This window comes from Symbiopectobacterium sp. Eva_TO, assembly GCF_053848865.1.
The window spans coordinates 1,149,202-1,166,397 of sequence record NZ_JBSPEY010000004.1 but is presented as its reverse complement, the minus strand read 5'-3'; the positions used below and the strand labels follow the sequence as shown (position 1 = coordinate 1,166,397).

Here is a 17,196-nt window from a genome sequence, read left to right as displayed (position 1 = left end):
GACGGCTTTGTTGAATAAATAGAAAGTTTGGGTAATCATCGGATCAGATCACCATAGTTGTTTCAACATCAGGTCTCCATGGCAAAACAAAATTTTAAAATCACTAACTGGCCCTCCTATAACAAGGCCCTCAAGCAGCGCGGTTCTCTAACCGTATGGCTAGATGAATCAGCCATTGCTGCATGGACGGAAAAAACGACTACTGAACGGCGTGGACGACCGCTCCACTACTCAGATATGGCCATCACCACAGTCCTGATGATGAAACGCGTGTTTGGCCTTTCATTGAGGGCTTTACAGGGTTTTGTTGACTCGATTTTTAAACTGATTAAATTGTCGCTGCATTGTCCAGACTATTCGCTGCTCAGCAAGCGAGCAAAGACAGTGAACATCAGCATAAAAACGCCAACCCGTGGTGAAATCTCACATCTGGTCATTGATGGAACCGGCCTGAAGGTCTTTGGCGAAGGCGAATGGAAAGTCCGGCAGCATGGTGCTGACAGACGCAGGGTGTGGCGTAAGCTGCATCTGGCAGTAGACAGTGCGACGCATGAGATTATCTGTGCGGATTTGTCGCTCAGTGGTACGACTGATGCCCAGGCTCTACCGGCACTGATAAACCAGACCCACCGGAAAATCAGAGAGGCATCGGCTGACGGCGCTTACGATACAGGTTACTGCCATGATGCTCTGCTGAGGAAGAAAATAAGGCCGCTTATCCCGCCGCGAAGGGGGGCGCAATATTGGCCGGACCACTACCACGAGCGTAACCACGCTGTTGCAAATCAGCGCCTGAGCGGCAGCAACGATACCTGGAAAAAGAAAGTGGGCTATCACCGACGCTCAGTGGCTGAAACGGCCATGTTCCGGTTCAAAACGCTTCTGGGTGGTCATCTAAGTCTGCGTGACTACGATGCTCAGGTGGGTGAAGCCATGGCGATGGTCAAAGCGCTTAACCGGATCACGCTATTAAGCCGAACAGTATTCGCATCACGTAACAATCGACCTGGGGGCACAGTCACAAGTTCTGATTTATTCAACAAAGCCGTTAATGACTAGAGTAGACTAGAATTTAGAGAATCGTTACTAACCAGAAGAACACGGTTTTCCTTTGATGTGGTGGTGAGCCCGGCCACTGCCCGATGTTGTACCCTGATAGGTGCCAATAACAAGACTTCGGCGTTTGGCCGAGTTTCTCCGTTCGGTGTACAGGCATAACGGTATTTCTTCGGTGATAAATTTTTAAAATTAAAGCGCTAAGGAGACTGTAAATGGCTGATAAAAAAGCGACACTTACCCTAAATGGTAAAGAGCCCATCGAGCTTGATGTGTTGTCCGGCACGCTTGGGCAAGACGAAATCGATATCCGTAGCCTCGGTTCCAAAGGCTTTTTTACGTTCGATCCGGGATTTACTTCCACGGCGTCTTGCGAATCCAAAATCACCTACATTGACGGTGATAAAGGCGTGCTGCTGCATCGCGGCTTCCCTATCGACCAATTAGCAGAGAAATCTACTTATCTGGAAGTCTGCTACATTCTACTGTTCGGCGAAGCGCCAACCCCCGAGCAATATGACACCTTCAAAACCACAGTAACCCGTCACACCATTATCCACGAACAGATTATGCGTCTGTTCCACGGTTTCCGTCGCGACTCTCACCCGATGGCGGTGTTGTGCGGCGTCACCGGTGCATTGGCGGCGTTCTACCACGATTCACTGGATATCAGCATTGAGCGTCACCGCGAAATCGCCGCGTATCGCCTGCTGTCCAAAATGCCGACAGTGGCCGCCATGTGTTACAAATACTCCCTCGGTCAGCCGTTCGTTTACCCGCGCAACGACTTGTCCTACGCCGGTAACTTCCTGCATATGATGTTTGCTACGCCCTGCGAAGAGTATGTGGTGAATCCGGTACTGGAACGCGCAATGGACCGCATCCTGATCCTGCATGCCGATCATGAACAGAACGCGTCCACCTCGACGGTGCGTACCGCAGGTTCTTCCGGCGCAAACCCGTTTGCCTGTATCGCTGCGGGCATCGCGTCTCTGTGGGGGCCGGCGCACGGCGGTGCCAACGAGGCCTGTCTGCGTATGCTGGAGGAAATCAACTCAGTTGAGCATATTCCTGAGTTCATCAGACGCGCCAAGGACAAGAACGACTCTTTCCGTCTGATGGGCTTCGGCCACCGGGTATATAAAAACTATGACCCGCGCGCCACCGTGATGCGTGAAACCTGCCATGAAGTGCTTAAAGAGCTGGGCATGAAAGATGACCTGCTGGAAGTGGCCATGGAGCTTGAGCACATTGCGCTCAACGATCCCTACTTTATCGAGAAGAAACTCTACCCCAACGTGGATTTCTACTCCGGTATCATCCTGAAAGCGATGGGCATTCCGTCTTCTATGTTCACCGTGATCTTCGCGATGGCACGTACCGTCGGCTGGATTGCTCACTGGAACGAAATGCACGACGACGGCTTGAAGATTGCACGTCCGCGCCAGCTGTATACCGGCTACGACAAACGAGACTTCACCTCTTCGCTCAACGATCGCTAAGCGTCATCAGCGAAGCAAATACTCCGAAAGCCGGGATTTTCCCGGCTTTTTTACGTCTCAATGCTGGCAATGTGGGCACCAGAAAAACGGGCGTGACGAGAGCATGGTGCGCACAATGGGATGTCCGCAGCGCTCACACGGTTTTCCTTCACGGTCAAAAACGTTGAAACGGAACAATGCGCCGTGATGGTGATTGTCATCCACTGTTCCCCGCGTGTGATAGGAAAGGCGCGGCAGTGATAATAACGCGTCACTCAGTGCGGTCAGTTGCCCCTCATCCAACGTCATCGCAGTGTGCTGCGGCGACAGTGCTGCTTGCCATAAAATCTCCGCGCGCAAATAGTTACCCAGTCCAGCTAAAAAAGCCTGATCGAGCAACAAGCCCCCCAAACGGCGACGGCAGAATCTGTGACTCAACACTCTGGCCCGTACCTGTTCTGGGCTAACAGAGCTATCAAGCACATCAGGGCCAATGCGTTGCAAGAACGGGTGAGTGGCAAGCGCATCCGGCGTGAGCATGACAATATCCGAGGCACTATACAGCAGAATCGCACGGTGTTGCGTTTCCAGACGAACGCGCAAATCGCGTTTGGTATCGGGCACCACGCCCGCATCAACGACTCGCCACAGGCCATAAAGCTGGTTATGGGTATAAAGAATCCGCCCATTAGAAAAGTAGGTGAGCAGCGCTTTACCGCGTGTTTCCAACTTTTCGATCGTCTGCCCTGTAAGCTCTGTTTCATAAGGTTTTAATTCAGGGAAAGCAAACCAAACCCTGGTTAACGACTCCCCCACCACCGCCGCGGCTAAGGCGTCGGCGGCACGGCGAATCTCTGACCCCTCAGGCATCAATTTCTCCTTTCTCGTCGCGGAATTTGTCCCGGACGTTAATGCGTCGTACCGCCAGAAATAATCGCGTCTTGCTGCTGGGTCGCGGCGACGGCAATCATGGCAACCAACGCCTCAGTTACCATAGCAATCGGCATTGATGGCTCCCCGGGATGGCGCGCCGCCTGCGGCGGTGCATAAGGGATATGAACAAACCCACCGCTGGCCGCACCGGGACGCAGTGCCAGCGCGTGCAATAAGCCGTACATCACATGGTTGCACACGAAGGTGCCTGCGGTGTGGGACACCGAGGCAGGAATACCCTGCTCGCGTAATGCATTAACCATCGATTTGATCGGCAAGGTGGAGAAATAGGCGTCTGGGCCACCGGCGATCACCGGAGTATCAATAGGTTGCTTGCCATGATTGTCAGGGATACGCGCATCGTTGATATTGATGGCAACGCGCTCAACGGTGATCTCAGCGCGACCTCCGGCTTGACCAACAGCAATCGTGCAGTCGGGATGATACTCTGCCAGCGCAGCATCGAGCTGCTGCAAAGCAAGGTCGAACACACAGGCTAACTGGCAGGTCATCACCCGCGCACCGGCAATCTCACGCCCTTGTAATACCTTTACCGCTTCCCAGGAAGGGTTAATGGCTTCGCCATCAAAGGGTTCGAACGCCGTCACCAATACGGTTTTCATATTTTATATTTACTCATGTGTTACGCCGCCCTAACCTGAATCTGGTGTTCATTGAAACATTGACGCAACTTGCGCGCAAACAGCAGTGCATGATCGCCGTCGCCATGAAGACAAACCGTATCGGCCTCTAGATCAACCCAGGTACCATCACTGGCCCGCACCCGGCGACGTTTAATCATCTCCAGCGTTTGCGCCAGCGCTAACTCATCGCTTTTGATCAATGCGGCAGGTTGGTCGCGTGGCACCAGCGTGCCGTCCGGCAGGTAACCGCGATCGGCAAACACCTCCTGCCGAGTTGCTAATCCCAGACGCTGCCCCGCCTGAATCAGTTCACTTCCCGCGAGCCCAACCAACCGCAACGCCGGATTCACCGATTTGACCGCACGCGCAATCGCATCGGCCAGCATGGGATCGCGCGCAGCCTGGTTATACAGCATTCCGTGCGGTTTGACATGCGTCAGCCTACCGCCTTCAACCGCCACAATCGCACTTAACGCACCGAGTTGATACACCACCTGTGCGAAGACCGTGTCTGCGGATACCGACATCGCTTTGCGGCCAAAATTTTCCCGATCCAGAAAGCTGGGGTGGGCACCCAGCGCCACGCCATAACGCATCCCCCAACGCACCGACTGGCGCATGGTTTCAGCATCTCCAGCATGAAACCCGCAGGCGATATTGGCAGACGTGACTAACTGCAATAGCGCTTCATCATTGCTGCCGCCTTCACCCAGATCGGCATTTAAATCAATAATCATTGAGCCTCCACGCCAGTTGTTCCAGATAACGCCGCTGCGCCTCTGACGCACGCAGGGCGTCTTCCAGCGTGCAGGGAATGAAATGTATCGGTTCACCGAGCCGAATCTGCGCCAGATGGAATAAATCCGCTTCAATCACACAGGCAATACGTGGGTAGCCACCGGTGGTCTGCGCATCTGCCAGCAACAAGATCGGTTGACCATTGTGCGGCACCTGAATCACCCCCGGCAGTACACCATGAGAAAAAAGTTCTCGCGGCGTTATGCGTGCCAATGCAGGTCCCTGTAGCCGATATCCCATACGGTTACTCTGTGAACTCAGTTGCCACCCCGTTCGCCAGAACGTGTCGCACGCCTCTTCACTGAATTCATGATATTCCGGTCCGGGAAGCACCCGTACCCGATTACTGAACAGAATCTGCTTGATGCCCACAGGTTTATGCGGCTTGCGGTAGGCGGCCTTTTTCAGCGGAAGCGTATCACCATCCCGAAGCGGGCGACCAAGATAACCACCAAACCCGGCTTTCAAATCGGTACTGAGTGACCCGAGCACATCTGGCAGCCCTAGACCACCAGAAATAGCCAAATAGCTGCGCATGCTCCGGCGCGGCATGCGCAGCCTGAGCGTTTGGCCTGCTTTCACATGAAAGCGCCAGCCGGTCCAGATCGGTTTTCCATCAAGCTCGGCGTGACTGTCAGCGCCCGTCAATGCAATCCAGCAGGATGACGTAAACGTCGCCGCGAATTTTCCAAGCGTAATTTCCAGCCCGGCTTCGGACATCGCGTTACCCACCAACAAATTGGCGATGCTTAGCGCTGGCATATCCAAAGCACCAGACTGGCTGATGCCCAGATGCCGCAGATGATGGCGCCCTGCATCCTGCACCGAAGTATGCAGCCCGGCATGAATGATCTTTAGCATAGGCCCTCCGGTTGCGGCACAAAGCGCACATTATCACCGGGGCGCAGCAACGTGGGTGGCTTCGCTCTCGGATCGAACAGCGCAACTGCCGTTCGGCCAATCAACTGCCACCCTCCGGGGGTTGCCAGCGGGTAAATACCGGTTTGTCGACCACCAATACCGACACTGCCAGCGGGCACACTCAGGCGCGGCTCTGTACGCCGTGGAGTATGGAGGTGCTCTGGCAACCCCGCCAGATAAGGAAATCACGACTGAAAACCGAGAAAGTACACCACGTAATGCGCTGCTGCATGCGCCTCCACCACCTGACGAGGAGAAAGCTGGCAATGCTCCGCCACCTGCAACAAATCCGGACCAGCGTCGCCGCCATACACCACCGGAATCGTGATATCCCTCGCTTCGATCGTTACCGACTCGCTCTCTTCCCACCAACGCTGCAAACGTTCGATAGCATCGCGTGCCGCCTGCTGTGGGTGGATTAACACCACCGTCAGGTTATTCATCCCAGGGATCGCCGCCTCAACCGCTTCATGCTGTTGAAGACGTTCAGCCAGCCCCCAGATACGCTGTTGGCTTTGCAGTGACAGCGGCGGCTCCAATTCCAGCACCACGGTCCGCTCACCCAATAAGTAGCACCGCGCTCGTTGCACGCTCTCCTCCCCATCGCGGTAGGGCATTGCTATGCCATGCCGCCTTGATACGCACCTCGCCCGACACCCTCTGGCAATAAGGTTTCTTAATAGACAAGCAATAAAGATGCCACTTTATCCCATTAAAATTTTTATATTATTTTAAAAAAAAACAGTGGGTTGATTAACACTAGGCGGGATTGGGGATATCAACAAAGGTCACATCAAGCCCGTGCTGCTGCGCCAGCCACTCCCCCAGCGCCTTAATACCGCCACGCTCTGTCGCGTGATGGCCTGCCGCATAGAAATGCAGCCCCATCTCGCGAGCGATATGAATCGTCTGTTCCGATACTTCCCCGGTGATGAACGCCTCCACGCCAAAGCGCGCAGCTTGCTCAATAAAGCCCTGGCCGCCACCGGAGCACCAGGCCAACCGTGTTATCTGTGACGGTGCATTATCCCCACAATGCAGCACGGAACGCCCCAATCGCGTCTCCAGGCGCTCACGTAACGCCTCACCACTCACCGGCTGAGTCAGTTCGCCATAAGGCAACAGTTGCTCAATCTCACCCAACACAGTGATATCTAACAGTGCCGCCAGACAGGCGTTATTACCTAGTTCGGGGTGTGCGTCCAAAGGCAAATGATAGCCATATAGGTTGATATCGTTCGCCAGCAATGTTTTTAAGCGGCGCCGCTTCATGCCGGAAATCACCGGAGACTCGTTTTTCCAAAAATAGCCATGGTGTACCAGTACTGCATCGGCCTGTTGAGCAACGGCCACATCCAGCAATGCCTGCGAGGCGGTTACCCCAGTGATGATCCGTTGCACGTTATCACGCCCTTCAACCTGCAACCCGTTAGGCGCATAATCCTGAAATGCAACCACATTCAGTTGCTGATTGATCACTGTTTCCAATTCGCTGTTGCGCATAACGCTCCTTAATATGCCTGATTCTGGCCTTTTTCCTGCAACGCTTTCGCAGCTTCAAAAGCCTCCAACGTCATTTGTCTGGCCTGCTTATGATCGACCATCGGCGTCGGATAATCCAACCTGCGTCCTTCCCGCTGTGCCCAGCGATGCGGCTGGTGAATATCACGCTCTGGCACCTCCGCCAGTTCGGGCACCCACTGGCGGATAAACGTTCCTTGCGGATCGAAACGCTCCCCCTGCGTGGTAGGGTTAAAAATACGAAAATAAGGCGCTGCGTCCGTGCCAGTAGAGGCCGCCCACTGCCACCCGCCATTGTTCGCGGCCAAATCACCGTCCAGCAGTTGAGAAATAAAATAACGTTCCCCTGCCCGCCAGTCGATAAGCAAATCTTTTACCAGAAAACTGGCACAGATCATGCGTAGCCGATTATGCATCCATCCGGTGCCGTTCAATTGGCGCATCGCGGCATCGACAATCGGAAAACCGGTTTTACCTTGTTGCCAGGCTATCAGCGCTTTTTCGTCTTGTCGCCATTGTACCTGCTGCGTCCACTCCACAAACGGGCGATGCTTACACAAACGTGGCCAGGCCACCAGCAGATGGCGATAAAACTCACGCCATATCAGTTCGCTCAACCAGGTAAATGCCCCGCCGTCAGACTGCTCTAACAGATTGGGATGTTCTGCACGCAGGCGATTGAGGCACTGACGCGGGGAGATAACGCCCAATGCCAAATAAGGCGAAAGCTGGCTAGTGCCTTGCTGTGCGGGAAAATCACGCTGTTGGTAATAATCCGCCACGGTGGATTGGCAAAACTGGCGTAATCGTGCCAACGCGGCCTGTTCGCCCGCCGGAAACAGCGTCTCGTCAACCGCCTGTTGAGGATAATCGAAGGGGCTCAACGCATCCAATTTCCCCACGTCTACATTGGCGCGCTTTTTCGGGGCAGGGAAGCAGGTAATCTCCATCTCCAGCAAACGCTGGATAAACGCTTTGCGAAACGGCGTAAAGACTTTGTACATCTCCTGTTTTCCCGTCACCAGGCTGCCTGGCGCCAGCAAAACGCTGTCATCAAACCCCTGACACACCACCTGCCCGTGCAATTTGGCTTCCAGCGCGCGATCCCGTTCACGTTCATTAATTTCGTACTGGTAATGATAAAACAGGTGCGAAACATGCTGCTTTTTACAAAATGCATCGACGGTTTCAACCGCCTGATGAAAGTCTTCACATTGTTGATAAAACAGAGGGATCCCTTTAGCGGCCAGCGACTGTTGTAATGCCTGGAGATTCTGTAGCAAAAACGTCGCCTGTCGCGGTGCCATGCCGTGAGCCTGCCACTGGCCTGGCGTAGCAATATAGAGCGCAACAACCTTGGCATCAGCGTTCTGACAGGCCGCGTGCAGCGCGGAGTGATCGGTAATCCGTAAATCATGGCGAAACCAGACCAGATGCGTGGTCATAACTGTTCCTTGCTGGAAAATATTAGTGGCCATAGCGTAAACGCAAAGCTTCGGGATAGGGGTCAAAGTAACGCTGCTGCGTCAGGTAATCATCAGGGTATTCGGTCATGTAATGACGCAACAGCGTCATCGGTGCCAGTAGCGGTTGCACACCTTGCCGATAGCGATCGATGAGATTAGCCAACTCCTGACGTTGTTGGGAAGTAAGATGAGGACGAAAGTACCCCTGAACGTGCATCAATACATTGGTATGGTTGCGACGCGATGCGGGGTGCGATAACAGGCGCATAAAACGCAGCCGGTATTCCGTGGCAAAGGCTTCCAGCGTCGGCCATTGCGCCATGCCTGCCACAAACGGGCCCAGCTCTCGATATTCGGGCTGCGAGTGCGCCAGCAACAACAATTTGTAGCGGCTATGGAACGCCATCAGTGCGCCACGCGAGAGCCCCTGCTGCCAGATCTGCTGCAATTCATGCAAGGCATAGACCCGGGCAATAAAGTTTTCCCGCAGCACAGGATCGCTCAAGCGGCCATTCTCCTCTAACGGCAACCACGGCATGTGCCGTTTCAGCGCCTGCGCAAACAGCCCCTCTCCACTTTTTCGGGCATTTTTTCCCTGACTGTCATACACCTTTACCCGTTCCATTCGGCAACTGGGGGATTTGGCACATAGGATAAAGCCGCACAGATCGCTTAACGATGCCATTTTTTGCTCGGAAAACGCGAGCATCTCATCGGTGACATCGATGCCAGAACCGTTGCTGGCACAGAGCCGAATACCTTGCTTACCCGCGTTAACCAGTAGCAGCGCGGGGCGCGGCACAGGTAATCCGACCGCCATTTCGGGGCATACTGGCTGAAAATGGCAATAAGGCGCTAATTGATCAACAGCAAAATCAAAGCGCTTATGCCCCCCGTCAAACCGCACTGGCGCACCGAGCAAACATGCACTTATTCCAACAGGAATAGGAGCTGACATCATAAACGCTCTCCCGTTTGTCAACATTCCCTCAGCATAGCGGATTTCAAGCGGCTACGGAGCACAACGACGAAGATCGAGCGAAAACAAAAACCAAAGTGTATCAGAGGGAAAAACAAAGGAATTAAAAAACAGAGCTACTGACCGAGGGGGTTTTGAGGTCAGTATGTAGTGGTCAACTAATATTGGCCACCGCATTAGACTGTATGTAGAACAGTCGCTCAGATTCGTTTGGAGTTAAGCCGCCGTTATACCAGTGAGGCCGGATAGCGCTGTAATACCCCGTGATGTAGCGGATAATCGCGTCCTGGGCTTCGCTGAAGCTGTTGTAACCCTTTGTCGGCACCCATTCTGTCTTCAGGCTGCGGAAGAACCGCTCCATTGGCGCATTATCCCAGCAGTTACCCCGCCGACTCATACTCTGCTTTATCCGGCAGCGCCACAGGGCTTGCCGGTATTGACGGCTGGTATAGTGGCTGCCCTGGTCGCTGTGGAACATTACTCCTGTTGGTTGTCCCCGGAGTTCCCAGGCCATCTGCAACGCTTTAACTGTCAGCGCCGAGTCCGGCGACGTCGACATGGCCCAGCCCACCGGTTTGCGGGCGAACAGATCTAGCACCACCGCAAGGTAAGCCCAGCATTTGCCCGTCCAGATGTAGGTCACATCGCCGCACCAGACCTGATCCGGCGCGGTAACCGCGAACTGGCGGTTGAGATAGTTCGGTATTTCAACGTGTTCATTGCCGCCGCGTTTGTATTTGTGAGCCGGTCGCTGGCAGCTGGCGATACCCAGCTCCTTCATCAGCTTGCCAGCCAGCCAGCGCCCCATTTTGACACCGGAGCTGCCGGTGACGATGGTCGCGATACTTCGAGCGCCGGCAGAGCCGCCGCTGGCGTTCCAGGCTTCCATGACGCGGCTACACTTAACCACGCGCTCACCGTCGGGTTCATTAGCGGAAGCCTGCCAGTGCCTGTAGCTGCTGCGATGTACCTCAAAAGTTTGGCACAACGCCGTGACCGGGTATCGCGCCCTCAGCCTGTCGACTACCGTGAACCGTTGAGTGAGTCCGACATTAAGAGCGCCGTAGCCTTTTTTAGGATTTCGTTCTCCATTTCAAGGCATTGGACTTTTTTCTTCATCTCACGCAGCTCGAGCTGTTCAGGGGTAAGAGGAAGTCCCGTTGGCGTTTTTCCCTGTCGTTCAAGGCGAAGCTTATTGACCCAGCGACTAATGGCAGAATGGCTGACATTAACCGCCTCTGCGGCCTTAACGTATGTGTAGCCATGGTCGACAACCAGCTTTGCGGCTTCGAGCTTAAATTCCGCCGTAAAATGTTTACCCATGAGGTCACCTGTCGTGTTGATGAGGTGAGCATATCACCTCCGCTCAGGTGGCCAGTATCAGTGTGCCACTACACACCCTGTACGGCATTGAAGGCCTCAAATCTCTGCGGCCCGGTCGTGGCCGTCGCTGGCCGTTTGAACAGATCTGCGCACTGTTAATCCAGCTCGTAAAGCGTTCCCCTCATGATTTTGGCTATCAGCGTTCGCGCTGGAGCACGGAACTGCTAGCGATAAAAATCAATGAGATAACCGGTTGCCAGTTGCATGCTTCCACGGTGCGCCGTTGGCGGCCTTCTGCCGGTCTGGTGTGGCGACGCGCAGCTCCTACGCTGCGTATCCGCGACCCGCATAAGGAAGAAAAAATGGAGGCCATCGCGATGGCGCTGGAACAATGCAGCGCGGAACATCCCGTCTTTTACGAAGACGAAGTGGATATTCATCTGAATCCCAAAATTGGCGCGGACTGGCAGGTTCGCGGGAAGCAGAAACGCATCGTGACGCCGGGCCAGAACGAGAAATATTATCTGGCGGGTGCATTACACAGCGGGACGGGAAAAGTCAGCTATGTTGGAGGAAACAGTAAAAGTTCGTGTTTGTTTATCAGTATGTTAGAGCATCTGAGAGCAACGTACAGACGGGCAAAAACGCTCACGCTGATAGTTGATAACTACATTATTCACAAAAGCCGGGAGACGCAGCGCTGGCTGGAAGAAAACCCGAAATTCAGGGTTATTTATCAGCCGGTGTACTCACCATGGGTAAATCATGTAGAGCGGTTATGGCAGGCGTTGCATGAAACCATTACCCGCAATCATCAATGCTGTTCAATGTGGCAGTGACTGAACAAGGTTCGCCGCTTCATGGAAACCGTCAGCCCGTTTCCCAGTGGAAAACATGGACAGGCAAAAGTGTAGCGGTATTAGGAACAGCTATTTAGATGAAACTGGCCAGCATTTAATGACCATCCCAGGTGTTAGACCGATAACAGCCAGCGTTTTGTCATCACAGTTAGGCGATGGCAAGCAATATGAAAACAGTCGTAATTTTGCCGCTTCCACCGGTCTTGTACCCCGCCAATACAGTACTGGAGGGAAGAATACTCTGCTGGGTATTAGCAAGCGTGGAGATAAAAACCTTCGCCGATTGCTTGTTCAATGTGCGCGGGTATTTATCCTAAGAATTGACCATCAATCAGGGAGATTAGTTGATTGGGTAAGGTCTCAGTTGGGCAGGAAACATTCTTGCGTTGTGTGCTGTGCATTAGCAAATAAATTAGCTCGAATAGCTTGGGCAATAACGACACGAAATACCGTGTTTGAACAGTAATGCTGGTCTAACAGTCAGCAATTTAACGAAGTTACCCATCTGGTTTTGCGAAGACTGATTATTGATGACATGAACGGCCTGACGGCCTGATATAAAACCAAAAAATGAAAATGGCTCAATGAAGCCGATGGCCTTTTTAGGAATATCAGGTGCGAAACTCATCGTGGCGCGGGCATCCTTGGCCATAAAGACGCCGGATAGATTTAAGCAAGCCCACCATTAATCAAAGATCAGTGTTGCAAAAATGGGGGTGACCATAGATTCATTGAGGGCTTTACAGGGTTTTGTTGACTCGATTTTTAAACTGATTAAATTGTCGCTGCATTGTCCAGACTATTCGCTGCTCAGCAAGCGAGCAAAGACAGTGAACATCAGCATAAAAACGCCAACCCGTGGTGAAATCTCACATCTGGTCATTGATGGAACCGGCCTGAAGGTCTTTGGCGAAGGCGAATGGAAAGTCCGGCAGCATGGTGCCGACAGACGCAGGGTGTGGCGTAAGCTGCATCTGGCAGTAGACAGTGCGACGCATGAGATTATCTGTGCGGATTTGTCGCTCAGTGGTACGACTGATGCCCAGGCTCTACCGGCACTGATAAACCAGACCCACCGGAAAATCAGAGAGGCATCGGTTGACGGCGCTTACGATACAGGTTACTGCCATGATGCTCTGCTGAGGAAGAAAATAAGGCCGCTTATCCCGCCGCGAAGGGGGGCGCAATATTGGCCGGACCACTACCACGAGCGTAAACACGCTGTTGCAAATCAGCGCCTGAGCGGCAGCAACGATACCTGGAAAAAGAAAGTGGGCTATCACCGACGCTCAGTGGCTGAAACGGCCATGTTCCGGTTCAAAACGCTTCTGGGTGGTCATCTAAGTCTGCGTGACTACGATGCTCAGGTGGGTGAAGCCATGGCGATGGTCAAAGCGCTTAACCGGATCACGCTATTAGGAATGCCGAACAGTATTCGCATCACGTAACAATCGACCTGGGGCACAGTCGTTACAAGTTCTGATTTATTCAACAAAGCCATCCCTCTGGGGATATTGTTGCTCTATCCCGCGTTTGACGGGCTGCGCACGGAATGGCAAGAGTAGGCGGCGTTGCTGGGCGCACCGCGCTGGCGCTTCTGGCTGCACATCGGCATTCCGGTGTTGACCCCCGCGCTGCTCGGCACCTTTGTTATCCTGCTTGCCAATGCGCTCGGGGCTTACGCCACCATTTACGCGCTCACAACGGGTAACTTTAACGTGGTCCCGATACGTATTGCCGCGCTGGTTGCCGGGGATATCACCCTGGATCCTAATCTTGGCAGCGCGCTTTCCGTGCTGCTGGTACTGCTGATGGCGCTGATTACCGTTGTCCACCAGTGGTTGCTGCGGCGGAGTTATCTCCATGCTGCGCCGTAATCCCCTGACCGGAGGCTGCCATGTAATCCTTTGAACGGCGCTACCATCAGACGGTGGTATTACTGGTGCTGCTGATTCTGCTGTTGCCGCTGCTCGCCACCTTGGGCTATGAGCTGGCGACAGAGTGGGGCGCCACCATTCTGCCCAACGGCGTGACGCTGAAATGGTTTATTGCCCTGTGGGGCGACAGCCGGTTTTTGGTGGCGCTGGGTCATTTGCTGCTGATCTGTTTTTGCGCACTGCTGTTTTCACTGCTGCTGGTGTTGCCCGCGATGTTTGTCATCGCCTGGCGGTTTCCGCGTTTGGATGGGGTGATGAACGTGCTGATTTTGCTGCCGTTCTCGGTGCCACCGGTGGTCTCTTCCGTCGGATTGTTGCAGCTCTATTCCTCAGGCCCGCTCGCCATTACCGGCACGCCCTGGATTCTGATCGGCTGCTACTTTGCTATCGCGCTGCCTTTTATCTATCGCGCCATTTCCAACAACATTCAGGCGATTAACCTCAAAGAGCTGCTCGATGCGGCGCATTTATTGGGTGCCAGCACCTTGCAGGCGGCGCTGTGGGTGGTGCTGCCTAATTTGCGTAAAGGCGTGATGATCGCGGTATTGCTCTCGTTCTCTTTCCTGATTGGCGAGTTTGTGTTTGCCAACCTGCTGGTAGGCACCCGCTTTGAAACGTTGCAGGTGTATCTCTACAACAAACGTAATGACAGCGGGCACTTTACCAGTGCGCTGGTGATCTCCTATTTCCTCGTCGTGCTGCTGGTGACCTGGCTGGCCAATATTCTTAACCGGGATAAATCCTGATATGCCCTATCTCGATGTAAAACAGCTCAATAAACACTACGGGCCAACCAAGGTGTTTCACAATATCGATTTCTCTGCGGTTGAAGGTGAGTTTGTTACCCTGTTGCGACAGAAAGGCTGCGGCAAATCGACGCTGTTGCGTTGTCTGGCGGGCCTGACGCCCGTGGACAGCGGACAGATCCTGTTACAGGGGCAGGATATTGTGCCAGTGTCTCCGCAAAAGCGCGGCATTGGTATGGTGTTCCAGAACTACGCGTGATCTTGACCCACCATCTCCGGACAGCTTTTGTCTCTTAAGTTAACGATGCCCGCTGGCGCCGATATTCTCTTGGGGAGTTGTATCCCAGCGCACTGTGCGGATGGTTTTCATTGTAATGATTGAACGCCGCTGCAAGGTTCTTCAGCGCTGTTCGCACATCGGGTTTTGGCATGAAGGCGATGTAATCTTCCTTCATCGTCTTCACGAACCGTTCTGCCATGCCGTTACTCTGTGGACTGCTCACTGCTGTTGTGCAGGGCTCCAGATTCCGTTCTCTGGCGAACTTCCGCGTTTCATGCGCTGTGTACGCTGAACCATTATCCGTCAGCCATTGCACTGGTTTATCCGGCAGCGCGCTACCGAAGCGTTTTTCCACCGACCTCAGCATCACATCCTGCACGGTTGAACTCATATCGTTATACACATCTTTTGGCCATTTTTTGAACAGGATGCTCAGAACCCCGTGAATTAAGGCATTCAAGCCATCCCATTGGCTTTTTGAGGTTCAAAATGCCACTCTGAGATAAACCCGTAACTCATTGATTAAACAGTGCGTTAGAAAGATGTGTATAACGATATGGGTTGAACTGTCATAACCCCTGGTGCTCGCTGCCCAGTCTATGGCCTCCCGGTCGCAGCAGTCCAGTGCGAACGTCACCCGCAGCTTCTCGCCGTTGTCACAACCGAACTCGAAGCCATCTGAGCACCAGCGCATATCGCTCTCTGCTACCGCGATTTTGCCTTTATGCTCCCGCTTCGGACGTTCAGTTTTATCATGCAACAACAGCAGGTTATGCTCGCTCATTATCCTGTAAAGCCGTTTGGCGTTCACCGGTGGAAGTCCCTCTGCACGACGTTGCTTACCCAGGATACCCCACACTCGGCGGTAACCGTAACTGGGCATGTCGCTGATGATACGGAGGATGTCCGATAATATCTCAGCATCAGCTTCATCATTACGCCGGTTGCTGCGCCTGTCCAGCCAGTCGGCAGAACGGTTAACCCGCAGTGACAGCTGCGCACGCGACACGCTCATGGCGCGGCTGACCAGAGCTATTCCCCGTCCTTTGGCAACAAGGGCGCGTGCGCTATCCATTTTCGCGACTGGCGGTACTCCACTGCTTCTTTGAGGATCTCAACTTCCATCGTCTTCTTACCCAGAAGGCGCTGTAGCTCCCGGACCTGCTTGAGGGCAGTCGCCAGCGCCGAAGCTGGAACCACTTCTTCTCCGGCCGCAACGGCGGTGAGGCTTCCTTCCTGGTATTGCTTCTTCCACTTAAACAAAAGGCTGGGCTGGATGCCATGCAGGCGGGCTACATGGGAGACGTTCATCCCCGGCTCCATTGTCTGCTGAATGATGGCGATTTTCTCTTGCGGAGTTTTACGTTTACGGACTTCTTGCCCTAACAGGATCCCGGTCATTTCAAAATTAGCATGATTGTTAGACATATATCTAAGCCTATCTCTTATCTGGAGATACAGCGACTGTCTGGTGTTACAGGGGGCTACATCATTCCAGAACTACGCGTTGTTTCCCAACATGACGGCGGAAGGGAACGTGGCTTTCGGGTTAAAAATGCAGAAGCTTGGCGCAGGGGAGATTCGCCAGCGGGTGGCCGAGGTGCTGGCGCTGGTTGAATTGAATGAATTTGCCCACCGTTACCCACATCAGCTTTCCGGCGGCCAGTGTCAGCGCGTGGCGCTGGCGCGCTCGTTGGTCACGCGCCCGCGTTTACTGTTACTGGATGAACCTCTTTCCGTACTGGATGCGCGTATTCGCCGCCATCTGCGTGAACAAATCCGTCGCATTCAACGTGAACTGAACCTGACGGCTATCTTTGTTACCCACGATCAGGAAGAGGCATTGACGCTCTCCGATCGTATCGTGCTGATGAACAACGGGGAAATCGTACAAGATGGCGATGCGGTATCGCTGTATACCCAGCCTGCCAATCTGTTTGTCGCCAGCTTTATCGGCAGCTATAACCTGCTGAGTGCCGCGCAGGCGCAACAGTTGACGGGAGAACACTTCACCGGTCAGGTGGCACTTCGTCCTGAATCCATCACGATGGGTACGCCTGAACAGGGCATCGCCGGGAAGATCCTCAACCACAGCCTGTTAGGTAACGTGGTGCGGTACCGTATCGTGGTTAACGGCGTAGAGCTGGCTGTCGATGTACTTAATCGTGCACCGGGCGATCTGCACCGAGCAGGCAGCACGGTAGGGGTGCATATTACCGCTGATGCGCTGCGCGAAGTGGCTTAGTTAAGC

Annotated in this window: 12 protein-coding genes and 9 pseudogenes; 9 read left to right on the top strand and 12 right to left on the bottom strand. The window is 53.8% G+C overall.

Annotation, left to right across the window (positions count from 1 at the left end; all coding sequences use genetic code 11):
• Positions 1-78 precede the first annotated feature (78 nt).
• On the top strand, positions 79-1,059 hold the full coding sequence (locus ACWWJF_RS08060) for an IS5 family transposase (RefSeq protein WP_455869158.1): 981 nt from the start codon (positions 79-81) through the stop codon (positions 1,057-1,059).
• A gap of 212 nt (positions 1,060-1,271) precedes the next feature.
• A complete protein-coding gene (locus tag ACWWJF_RS08055) occupies positions 1,272-2,558 on the top strand; it encodes a citrate synthase (protein ID WP_455869157.1) in 1,287 nt (428 codons plus the stop codon).
• Positions 2,559-2,615: 57 nt separating this feature from the next.
• Here ACWWJF_RS08055 and nei read toward each other — a convergent pair whose 3' ends face one another.
• The 9 genes and pseudogenes from nei to ACWWJF_RS08010 all read right to left on the bottom strand — a co-directional run bounded on the left by nei (position 2,616) and on the right by ACWWJF_RS08010 (position 11,122).
• Complete coding sequence (nei, locus tag ACWWJF_RS08050) at positions 2,616-3,407, bottom strand: endonuclease VIII (protein WP_455869156.1); 792 nt, start codon at positions 3,405-3,407, stop codon at positions 2,616-2,618.
• A gap of 38 nt (positions 3,408-3,445) precedes the next feature.
• The gene (pcp, locus tag ACWWJF_RS08045; protein WP_455869155.1) at positions 3,446-4,093 is read right to left on the bottom strand and encodes a pyroglutamyl-peptidase I; all 648 of its coding nucleotides are present in this window, start codon (positions 4,091-4,093) and stop codon (positions 3,446-3,448) included.
• A gap of 20 nt (positions 4,094-4,113) precedes the next feature.
• Entirely contained in the window at positions 4,114-4,851 is a 738-nt protein-coding gene (gene pxpA / locus ACWWJF_RS08040; protein WP_455869154.1) for a 5-oxoprolinase subunit PxpA, read from the bottom strand.
• A complete protein-coding gene (gene pxpC / locus ACWWJF_RS08035) occupies positions 4,841-5,773 on the bottom strand; it encodes a 5-oxoprolinase subunit PxpC (RefSeq protein ID WP_455869153.1) in 933 nt (310 codons plus the stop codon). The genes pxpA and pxpC overlap by 11 nt, the downstream gene beginning before the upstream one ends.
• A pseudogene (pxpB, locus tag ACWWJF_RS08030) lies at positions 5,767-6,423 on the bottom strand (5-oxoprolinase subunit PxpB). The gene pxpC and the pseudogene pxpB overlap by 7 nt, the downstream one beginning before the upstream one ends.
• Before the next feature lie 169 nt (positions 6,424-6,592).
• The gene (locus tag ACWWJF_RS08025; RefSeq protein ID WP_455869152.1) at positions 6,593-7,336 is read right to left on the bottom strand and encodes a type 2 GTP cyclohydrolase I; all 744 of its coding nucleotides are present in this window, start codon (positions 7,334-7,336) and stop codon (positions 6,593-6,595) included.
• Between the two features lie 8 nt (positions 7,337-7,344).
• Positions 7,345-8,799: a deoxyribodipyrimidine photo-lyase gene (gene phrB / locus ACWWJF_RS08020; RefSeq protein ID WP_455870993.1), complete on the bottom strand. Its 1,455-nt coding sequence runs from the start codon at positions 8,797-8,799 to the stop codon at positions 7,345-7,347.
• 22 nt (positions 8,800-8,821) lie between these two features.
• Entirely contained in the window at positions 8,822-9,778 is a 957-nt protein-coding gene (locus tag ACWWJF_RS08015; RefSeq protein WP_455869151.1) for a YbgA family protein, read from the bottom strand.
• A 175-nt stretch (positions 9,779-9,953) separates the two neighbouring features.
• Positions 9,954-11,122 (bottom strand): IS3 family transposase gene (locus ACWWJF_RS08010; protein WP_455868400.1). Its coding sequence is split into 2 segments (ribosomal slippage): positions 9,954-10,867 and positions 10,867-11,122, totalling 1,170 coding nucleotides; the frame shifts between segments, so codons are not numbered across the junction.
• Positions 11,123-11,196: 74 nt separating this feature from the next.
• On the opposite strand from ACWWJF_RS08010, the pseudogene ACWWJF_RS08005 reads away from it, so the two are divergent.
• Together ACWWJF_RS08005 and ACWWJF_RS08000 are read left to right on the top strand one after the other, a co-directional pair.
• A pseudogene (locus tag ACWWJF_RS08005) lies at positions 11,197-12,036 on the top strand (IS630 family transposase); the annotation flags it as partial.
• Positions 12,037-12,058: 22 nt separating this feature from the next.
• Positions 12,059-12,448 (top strand): annotated as a pseudogene (locus tag ACWWJF_RS08000) (transposase); the annotation flags it as partial.
• On the opposite strand, the gene ACWWJF_RS07995 reads toward ACWWJF_RS08000, so the two are convergent.
• Positions 12,395-12,634 carry a hypothetical protein gene (locus tag ACWWJF_RS07995; protein WP_455868475.1) on the bottom strand — a complete coding sequence of 80 codons (240 nt, stop codon included), beginning with the start codon at positions 12,632-12,634 and terminating at the stop codon, positions 12,395-12,397. The pseudogene ACWWJF_RS08000 and the gene ACWWJF_RS07995 overlap by 54 nt on opposite strands.
• 79 nt (positions 12,635-12,713) lie before the next feature.
• Here ACWWJF_RS07995 and ACWWJF_RS07990 point away from each other — a divergent pair.
• The 4 genes and pseudogenes from ACWWJF_RS07990 to ACWWJF_RS07975 all read left to right on the top strand — a co-directional run.
• Positions 12,714-13,430 (top strand): annotated as a pseudogene (locus tag ACWWJF_RS07990) (IS5 family transposase); the annotation flags it as partial.
• 51 nt (positions 13,431-13,481) lie between these two features.
• A pseudogene (locus ACWWJF_RS07985) lies at positions 13,482-13,859 on the top strand (ABC transporter permease subunit); the annotation flags it as partial.
• A 53-nt stretch (positions 13,860-13,912) separates the two neighbouring features.
• Positions 13,913-14,665, top strand: a complete 753-nt coding sequence (locus ACWWJF_RS07980; RefSeq protein ID WP_455869150.1) for an ABC transporter permease — start codon at positions 13,913-13,915, stop codon at positions 14,663-14,665.
• Between the two features lies 1 nt (position 14,666).
• A pseudogene (locus tag ACWWJF_RS07975) lies at positions 14,667-14,921 on the top strand (ATP-binding cassette domain-containing protein); the annotation flags it as partial.
• Between the two features lie 37 nt (positions 14,922-14,958).
• On the opposite strand, the pseudogene ACWWJF_RS07970 reads toward ACWWJF_RS07975, so the two are convergent.
• Positions 14,959-15,333 (bottom strand): annotated as a pseudogene (locus ACWWJF_RS07970) (integrase core domain-containing protein); the annotation flags it as partial.
• 180 nt (positions 15,334-15,513) lie between these two features.
• Positions 15,514-16,346 (bottom strand): annotated as a pseudogene (locus ACWWJF_RS07965) (IS3 family transposase); the annotation flags it as partial.
• 91 nt (positions 16,347-16,437) lie between these two features.
• Here ACWWJF_RS07965 and ACWWJF_RS07960 point away from each other — a divergent pair.
• Positions 16,438-17,190 (top strand): annotated as a pseudogene (locus ACWWJF_RS07960) (ABC transporter ATP-binding protein); the annotation flags it as partial.
• Positions 17,191-17,196: the final 6 nt, after the last annotated feature.